General features: G+C 43.0%; 5 protein-coding genes. All 5 read right to left on the bottom strand.

The genetic code is table 11. From position 1 onward, the window contains the following. On the bottom strand, positions 1-4,297 hold a 4,297-nt coding region (locus MiSe_RS46915; RefSeq protein ID WP_226593912.1), incomplete at its 3' end, for a tetratricopeptide repeat protein. 45 nt (positions 4,298-4,342) lie between these two features. Beyond that, positions 4,343-4,558 carry a hypothetical protein gene (locus MiSe_RS46910; protein ID WP_226593909.1) on the bottom strand — a complete coding sequence of 72 codons (216 nt, stop codon included), beginning with the start codon at positions 4,556-4,558 and terminating at the stop codon, positions 4,343-4,345. A gap of 36 nt (positions 4,559-4,594) precedes the next feature. Then, entirely contained in the window at positions 4,595-5,563 is a 969-nt protein-coding gene (locus tag MiSe_RS46905; protein ID WP_226593907.1) for a calcium-binding protein, read from the bottom strand. A gap of 196 nt (positions 5,564-5,759) precedes the next feature. Beyond that, positions 5,760-5,882: a hypothetical protein gene (locus MiSe_RS51765; protein ID WP_264197082.1), complete on the bottom strand. Its 123-nt coding sequence runs from the start codon at positions 5,880-5,882 to the stop codon at positions 5,760-5,762. A 369-nt stretch (positions 5,883-6,251) separates the two neighbouring features. Further along, positions 6,252-6,560 (bottom strand): hypothetical protein (locus MiSe_RS46900; protein WP_226593906.1); only part of this gene is annotated, 309 nt, incomplete at its 5' end.

Genomic DNA, 6,560 nt, shown 5'->3' with positions numbered 1-6,560 from the left:
CTTGACGCAAATTGCCCAAACTGAACCAAATCTTGACAGAATCCGGCTGCACTTGGGAAGCTGCAACAAGCAACTGCTGGGCAGTTTCGGGTTGCCCCATCTGTTGCATCAACATGCCGAGTCCGTACAAGGCTTCCGGGTGGTCAGGTTGTTTTTCTAGTACTTGACGATATAGTTGTTCAGCAAGAGCTAAACGATTTTCTCGTTGATGTTGAACTGCCAATTGGAGAGTTTGGGCTACTTCTGTTGCGCCAAATCTCCTGGGTTTGTTGACGAGCTTTAAGAGAAAATCCTCTAAGGCTCTAACAGGTTTTAAGTCGCCATATAATTGGTGCTTTTTCTGGGCAATTTGCTGGGAGATGTGTTGACGATATTGAGCATCTTGTCCCAGACGCACCGCAATTTTCACATAGTCTTCTTTCGTTGCAGCGATTGTCTCTGAGATGCCCATCATTTTGAGGATAGCCATTGTATGGCGTCCTCGCATCAATTCTCCTGGCAATGTCATGACTGGAATGTTGTATGCGATCGCTTCCAGGGTAGAATTGCATCCAGACCAACCAAGACTATCCAGGAACACATCTGCCATCGCTGTAGCCGCTGCGAACATATTAGAATCTAACCGAGGCAAAAAGATGCAGTGGTCTTGATAATTGAGTCCGAATGCCTCAAAAGCACGGCTTAACCGTTGGCGAAATACTTCATTAATATATTTGCTTTGTATCGCTTCAATAAAGACAAACTTACACTTACCTAACTCCTTAGCAATTAGCGGAAACACATCATCATCCTGCGGCAAATACTTAAATAAAGATTGGCAGCACCAGAACATAATTTCATCCTCGGCGATGCCAATTGCTTGTTTGCCGATTGCTGGCGCTTCCACTGCCAATGGGGTGTAATGAATCGATAAATTGGGCAATCTGACTAACTTTTCTGTATAGTGTTCTTGAGCATTTTCCGGTTCCATTAAGTCACTGCTCAAGTAATAGTCAATCGTTGGTAGCCCACTCGTATCCGGGTGTCCCCAAGATGTCATTTGAATCGGAGCCAGTCTTAAACAACCCAGTTTAACTGTCATCGGATTCATCCCAAATTCGGGAAAAATCAGAATGTGTAACTTGTCTTGTTGAATTAATTCACACCATTGTTCCAGCAGCAGTGGTCCTTGGATAAATTTGTCAAACACTTTCGCCGCTTTGAAAGTCTCCCGATCCTGTTTGGCATTAGTGTAATACCCAAATAATTCAAACTCACTCCTATCCAGGTTTTCTACCCAACCTTTAATAGGTATTTTCCAATTAGAATGCAGGCGAAAATAACCTGAAACAATCCCGACACGCACTTTTTCGTTGGCTTTTAACTCTGTGAGAGCAATTGGCTTACTCCATTGGGGATAACGATTCGCCATAATTTTAACGATCGTTTCCCCATAAGTTTGCTGCAAATCTCGGTCGTTTTTCCCTTGATAAGCTAGATAAAAAGGCTGTATTGTCCCTACAGCATCCGCCGCCTTTTCTAGTTCTTGGGGAATTCCTAATTGATAGCTTTTAGCTAATTTTTGCAGTTCTTGTTGATAATTATCTCGCCTACTCTTGACTTCTGAATCACTTGCATATATAATCGGCAACTGATTCATACAAATGCCAAATTTGGCTGCTACATAGTCAGGCTGTATTTCTAAAGCTTTGCGGTAACACTCCACAGCCGCCTCTAACTTTAGCTGTTTCGCCAGCGCCTGTCCCAAATTATAAACAGTGTCAACTAAGTTAGGCTGTATTTCTAAAGCTTTTTGGTAAGACTCTACAGCCGCCTCTAATTTTTCCTGTTGGAAAAATACATTTCCCAGATTATTATGTGCCTCAGCGAAATCTGGTTTGATTGCCAAAGCTTTTTGGTAAGATTCTGCGGCTGCGTCTAATTTACTCTGTTGGAATAATACATTTCCCAGATCGTTATGTACCTCAAAGAAATCTGGTTTGATTGTTAAAGCTTTTTGGTAAGATATTGCGGCTGCATCGAACTTGCCCTGTTGCAGGAGTACATTTCCTAAGCTGTAATGAGCCTCAGCATAGTCAGGTTTGATTGTTGAGGCTTTTTGCTCGTAATCTAACGCTGCATCTAAATTACCTGCGGATTTTTTCTGGACGGCATTTTGGAGAAAAGCCTCGAGAGATCTGACCGATTCTTTATCGCAGTATAACTTGTGCTGATTGGCGGCTATTTGCTGGGATATGTGTTGACGATATTCAGGATTTTGACCGAGACGGACTGCTATCTTTATATAATCTTCTTTACTAGAAGCAATCGTCTCTGAGACCCCCATCATTTTGAGGATAGCCATTGTATGGCGTGCGCGCATCAAGTCTCCTGGCAATGTCATGACTGGTATATTGTGTGCGATCGCTTCCAGTGTAGAATTGCATCCAGACCAACCAATGCTATCCAGGAACACATCTGCGATTGCTGTAACCCCAGCAAAAGTCTTGGCATCCATGCGAGGCAAAAAGATGCAGTATTCTTGATAATTCAGCCCATATTCCTGAAAAGCACGGTTTAAACGCTGCTGGAATACCTCAGTCACATATTCGCCTTTGTCATATTTAATAAAGACAAACTTGCACTTCCCTAATTCCTTGGCAATTTGAGGAAATACATCATCATGTTGAGGTAAATACTTAAATAATGATTGACAGCACCAGAACATGATTTCATCCTCGGCGATGCCAATTTCTTTTTTGCCGATTGCTTGCGGTTGAATTGCCAACGGCGTGTAATAAATCGATAAATTCGGCAATCTGACTAACTTTTCTGTATAGTGTTCTTGAGCATTTTCTGGTTCCATTAAGTCACTGCTCAAGTAAAAATCAATCGTCGGGAGTCCACTCGTATTTGGGTGTCCCCAAGATGTGATTTGAATCAAAGCTAGTCTTAAACAACCCAACTTAATTGTCATCGGGTCCATCCCGAATTCCGGAAAAATCAGGATGTGTAGCTTATCTTGTGCGATCGCTTCACACCATTGTTCTACCGACAGGTTTCCTTGGACAAATTTGCCAAAAGCTTGAGCTGCCTTGGCTGTTTCTCTATCCTGTTTTAAGCCTGTGTAATAACCATATAATTCAAATTTATTTTTATCCAGGTTTTCCACCCAACCCTTAATGGGAATTAACCAATTAGAATGATTGCTAAAAAATCCCGAAACAAAACCTACCCGAATTTTCTCATTTTCTTTTAAATCTGGCAGAGCAATAGGCTGGCTGTATTGGGGATAGCGACTCGACAGTATCTGAACGATCGTTTCCCCATAAATTTGCTGCAAATCTCGATCGTTGCCACCTTGATAAGCTAAATAAAAAGGCTGTAACGAACCTACAGCATCCACTGCCTTTTCTAGAGCTTTGGGGTTTGTCAGCTTATAGCTTTGCGCTAAATCTTCAAGACGTTGTTGATAGTTATTTCGCTTGATATTTATTTCTTCAAAACTTGAATAAATAATCGGCAGTTGACCGATGACAATGCCAAATTTAGCTGGAGCAAAGTCAGGATTGAGCCTTAAGGCTTGCTGGTATGATTCTATGGCTGCTTCTAACTTGCCCTGTTCGTAGAGTGTATTTCCCAAGTTCTGATGAACTTCGACATAGTTAGGGTTGAGGCTGATAGATTGCTGGTAGGACTTTATCGCTGCCTCTAACTTTCCTTGTAGCTTGAGTGCATTTCCCAAATTGTGATAAGCCGCATAGTTTGGTTGAATGTTTAATGCTTGCTGGTATGATTCTACGGCTGCATCTAACTTGCCCTGTTGCAGGAAGACATTTCCCAAATTATGATGAGCCTGCGCATAGTCAGGTTTCAGCTTTAATGCTTGCTGGTATGATTCTATGGCTGCATCCAACTTGCCCTGTTGCAGGAAGACATTTCCCAAATTGTTATGAGCCTGAGCAATTTCTGGTTTAATTTTTAAAGCTTGCTGGTAGCACTCTACGGCTGCATCTAACTTGCCCTGTTGGTACAGAACATTTCCTAAATTGTAATTAACTTCAGCCGAGTCAGGTTTCAGCTTTAAAGCTTGTTGGTAATACTCTACCGCTGCGTCTAACTTGCCCTGTTTTTCAAATATATTTGCTAAATTACCCAGCGCTATCGGGTGATATTGGTTTGCTAATTCGCTTTGAAGAAGTGTTAATATCTGTTTGTATAGGGATTCGGCTTCATCCCATTCACCTGACTGATGCTTCTGCACCGCGATTTCGAGCAGAGATTCAATGTTAGATTCTGAAATGTTTTCGGTATTCATGGCTATAATGGCGTTCTCGAACAGAATTATTCCTAGAATTCAACCTCAGCCTTGATGGCAGCTATTGTGAACTATCCTAACTCCTTGTTTTTCAGCAATTTTAGACGTTCTTTCATGGTATACCAATCGAAAAACCCAAGTATTTTGGCGCTTTGGCGCTCCGGGCATTTGATTATTTTTAAGCAGTAGGGGCACCGCATCGAAAATCTTTTCCACAGGCAGAAAATCTTCCTGATGCCGCGCCCCTACAGTGTATCCCATTCCAGCCTAACTGAACTGTATTGGGTTGAAAAACTCTTAGACGAAATCAAGAATTGCAGAGGAAAAGCTGAATGAGCCATTAAAAACAGCAATTAATTCTTTAGAACCATTGGAGAATTGAGCAAACAAATCTGTATCAGTAACACCATCGTTGGTCGTATCGCTAGTCCGCGATAATGTATAACCCAGCACCGGCAACCCTGGCCCAAAATCCTTTAACCGGAGCCGATCTATACCAGCCTCGAAGTCGAAAATAATAGCGTAGTCATTCACCCCACCGCCAGCGTAATAAACGCCACTCGAATTCCCAAGTACAAATGTGTCTCTGACGCCATCGCCAGCAATACTTGTGACACTACCGTCAGCTGCAACCGCACCACCACCAATTAATTCATCTCTCTCAGTGTTTCCTGTACCACCGCCAAATCCATCCAGATTATCACTGCCGCTACCCCCAACGAGATAGTCCCTAAAGAAAATCTCACCGTTCTTGGGATCTCCGTTAGTACCTCCAGTAAGAACGTCATTACCCGCGCCCCCAAACATCACTTCACTGCCGACGCTGCCATCCATTGTATCGTTGCCGTCGCCGCCAAACATTAGATCGTCGCCAAAGCCCGCAAATAAGCGGTCATTGCCGTTGCCCCCATCCAGGTAGTCATCGCCGAAGTCGCCAAAGAGTATATCATTGCCGTTGCCCCCAATCAGGGTGTCATTGCCGAAGCTACCATACAGCTGGTCATCGCCGTCGCCCCCATCCAGTTTGGAACTGCCTGATCCCGCTACAATTCTGTCTCTGCCGCCGCCACCAAGCATAACGTCGCTGCCACCAATACCCAGGATGGTGTAGCCTCTAAGATTAGAGTTTCCTCCAGGTACGGTTAATCTGTCGTCTCCATCAGTTCCCATTATCCTGCTCCCTGTTGATGTAGAGATAGTGGGATTCAAGTTTCCTTCCAGTCCAGTTAATATATTGTTGCCATCAATTCCTATTTGGATAGGCATATCGTTAGATCTCCTAAAGTTTGTCAAGTTTCCAATCTGATTGACTTCTGGGGGCTTTGAAAAACCCTGATTTTGAGACGTTGTTACGCGACGGTTTGAAACCACGTCGCTTCACTTTATTTCGACTTGATTTTACTCAAGATGAAAGCGCAGTCAAAACGCCTTACCTGCCTCCACCCATTTCTAGGCTTTACGGCTACTTTGGTACCTTCCAACCTTGTTCGCGAAGCTTTCCCGAACGGTTGATTTTCCGCACCATTTCTAGACAGACTTTTTGCTGCCACCCCATACCTTCAGTTGTAGTGGTTGAGCATGGCATCACGTTTTTTTTTGGATTTTTTCATCCTTGTGTTACCATAGTGCAATTATAACAACAATTTGGCAGTATGCAACGATTAAATCTTCAATTTTATGCTAAGGATTATGAGGATTTTGTGAAGTTTGCCAAACAGACAAAACGCTTAATAAATGACCTATTTAGAGATGCTATCAGACAGTACATATAAAATTAAAAACAGAGCTGAAAGCTGTTTATAAGTAAAGCTTTCAGCCAGTTGTATCATCTATTGCTAGGCAGAGTAGAGTAAAAGATCGCCCAACAAACAATTGCTCTCGGTGTGGGTTTTCCTACTCACTCTTGCCGGCTTTGGTATTTAGGTTTAGCTTTAAACTAATCCTGTGGCACCGATTACTTGGTAGCAGCAACAATTTGAACGAAAGACTCAGAACTGTCAGCTTCGGTTTGAGCACCAGCGATGATACTGGTGAAGGTGATGTTACCTTCACGAGCATCAGCGGTGGCAATCACTTGAGCAACGTTTCCTTCTAAACCAGCCAAGTTGGTGTCTAAAGTCTTGGTGATGGTTTCGCTAACGCTAGCTGTAACGGTCTTGGTTACCGTGTAGTTGCTGTTCATGTTGGTGCCACGACCACCAACGATTTCTTGGGTGGCATCTTCCAAATAGTTCAGGTCATTAATAATCATTGCTTTGCTCCT

It is taken from the genome of Microseira wollei NIES-4236 (genome assembly GCF_020521235.1).
Classification (GTDB): Bacteria; Cyanobacteriota; Cyanobacteriia; order Cyanobacteriales; family Aerosakkonemataceae; genus Microseira; species Microseira wollei.
This window is presented reverse-complemented; position numbering and strand designations above follow the sequence as displayed.

Excerpts from the sequence above, each read along its gene's own strand:
- MiSe_RS46910 (WP_226593909.1), bottom strand. The coding sequence starts at position 4,558 with ATGGGATACACTGTAGGGGCGCGGCATCAGGAAGATTTTCTGCCTGTG.
- MiSe_RS46905 (WP_226593907.1), bottom strand. The coding sequence starts at position 5,563 with ATGCCTATCCAAATAGGAATTGATGGCAACAATATATTAACTGGACTG.
- MiSe_RS51765 (WP_264197082.1), bottom strand. The coding sequence starts at position 5,882 with ATGCCATGCTCAACCACTACAACTGAAGGTATGGGGTGGCAGCAAAAA.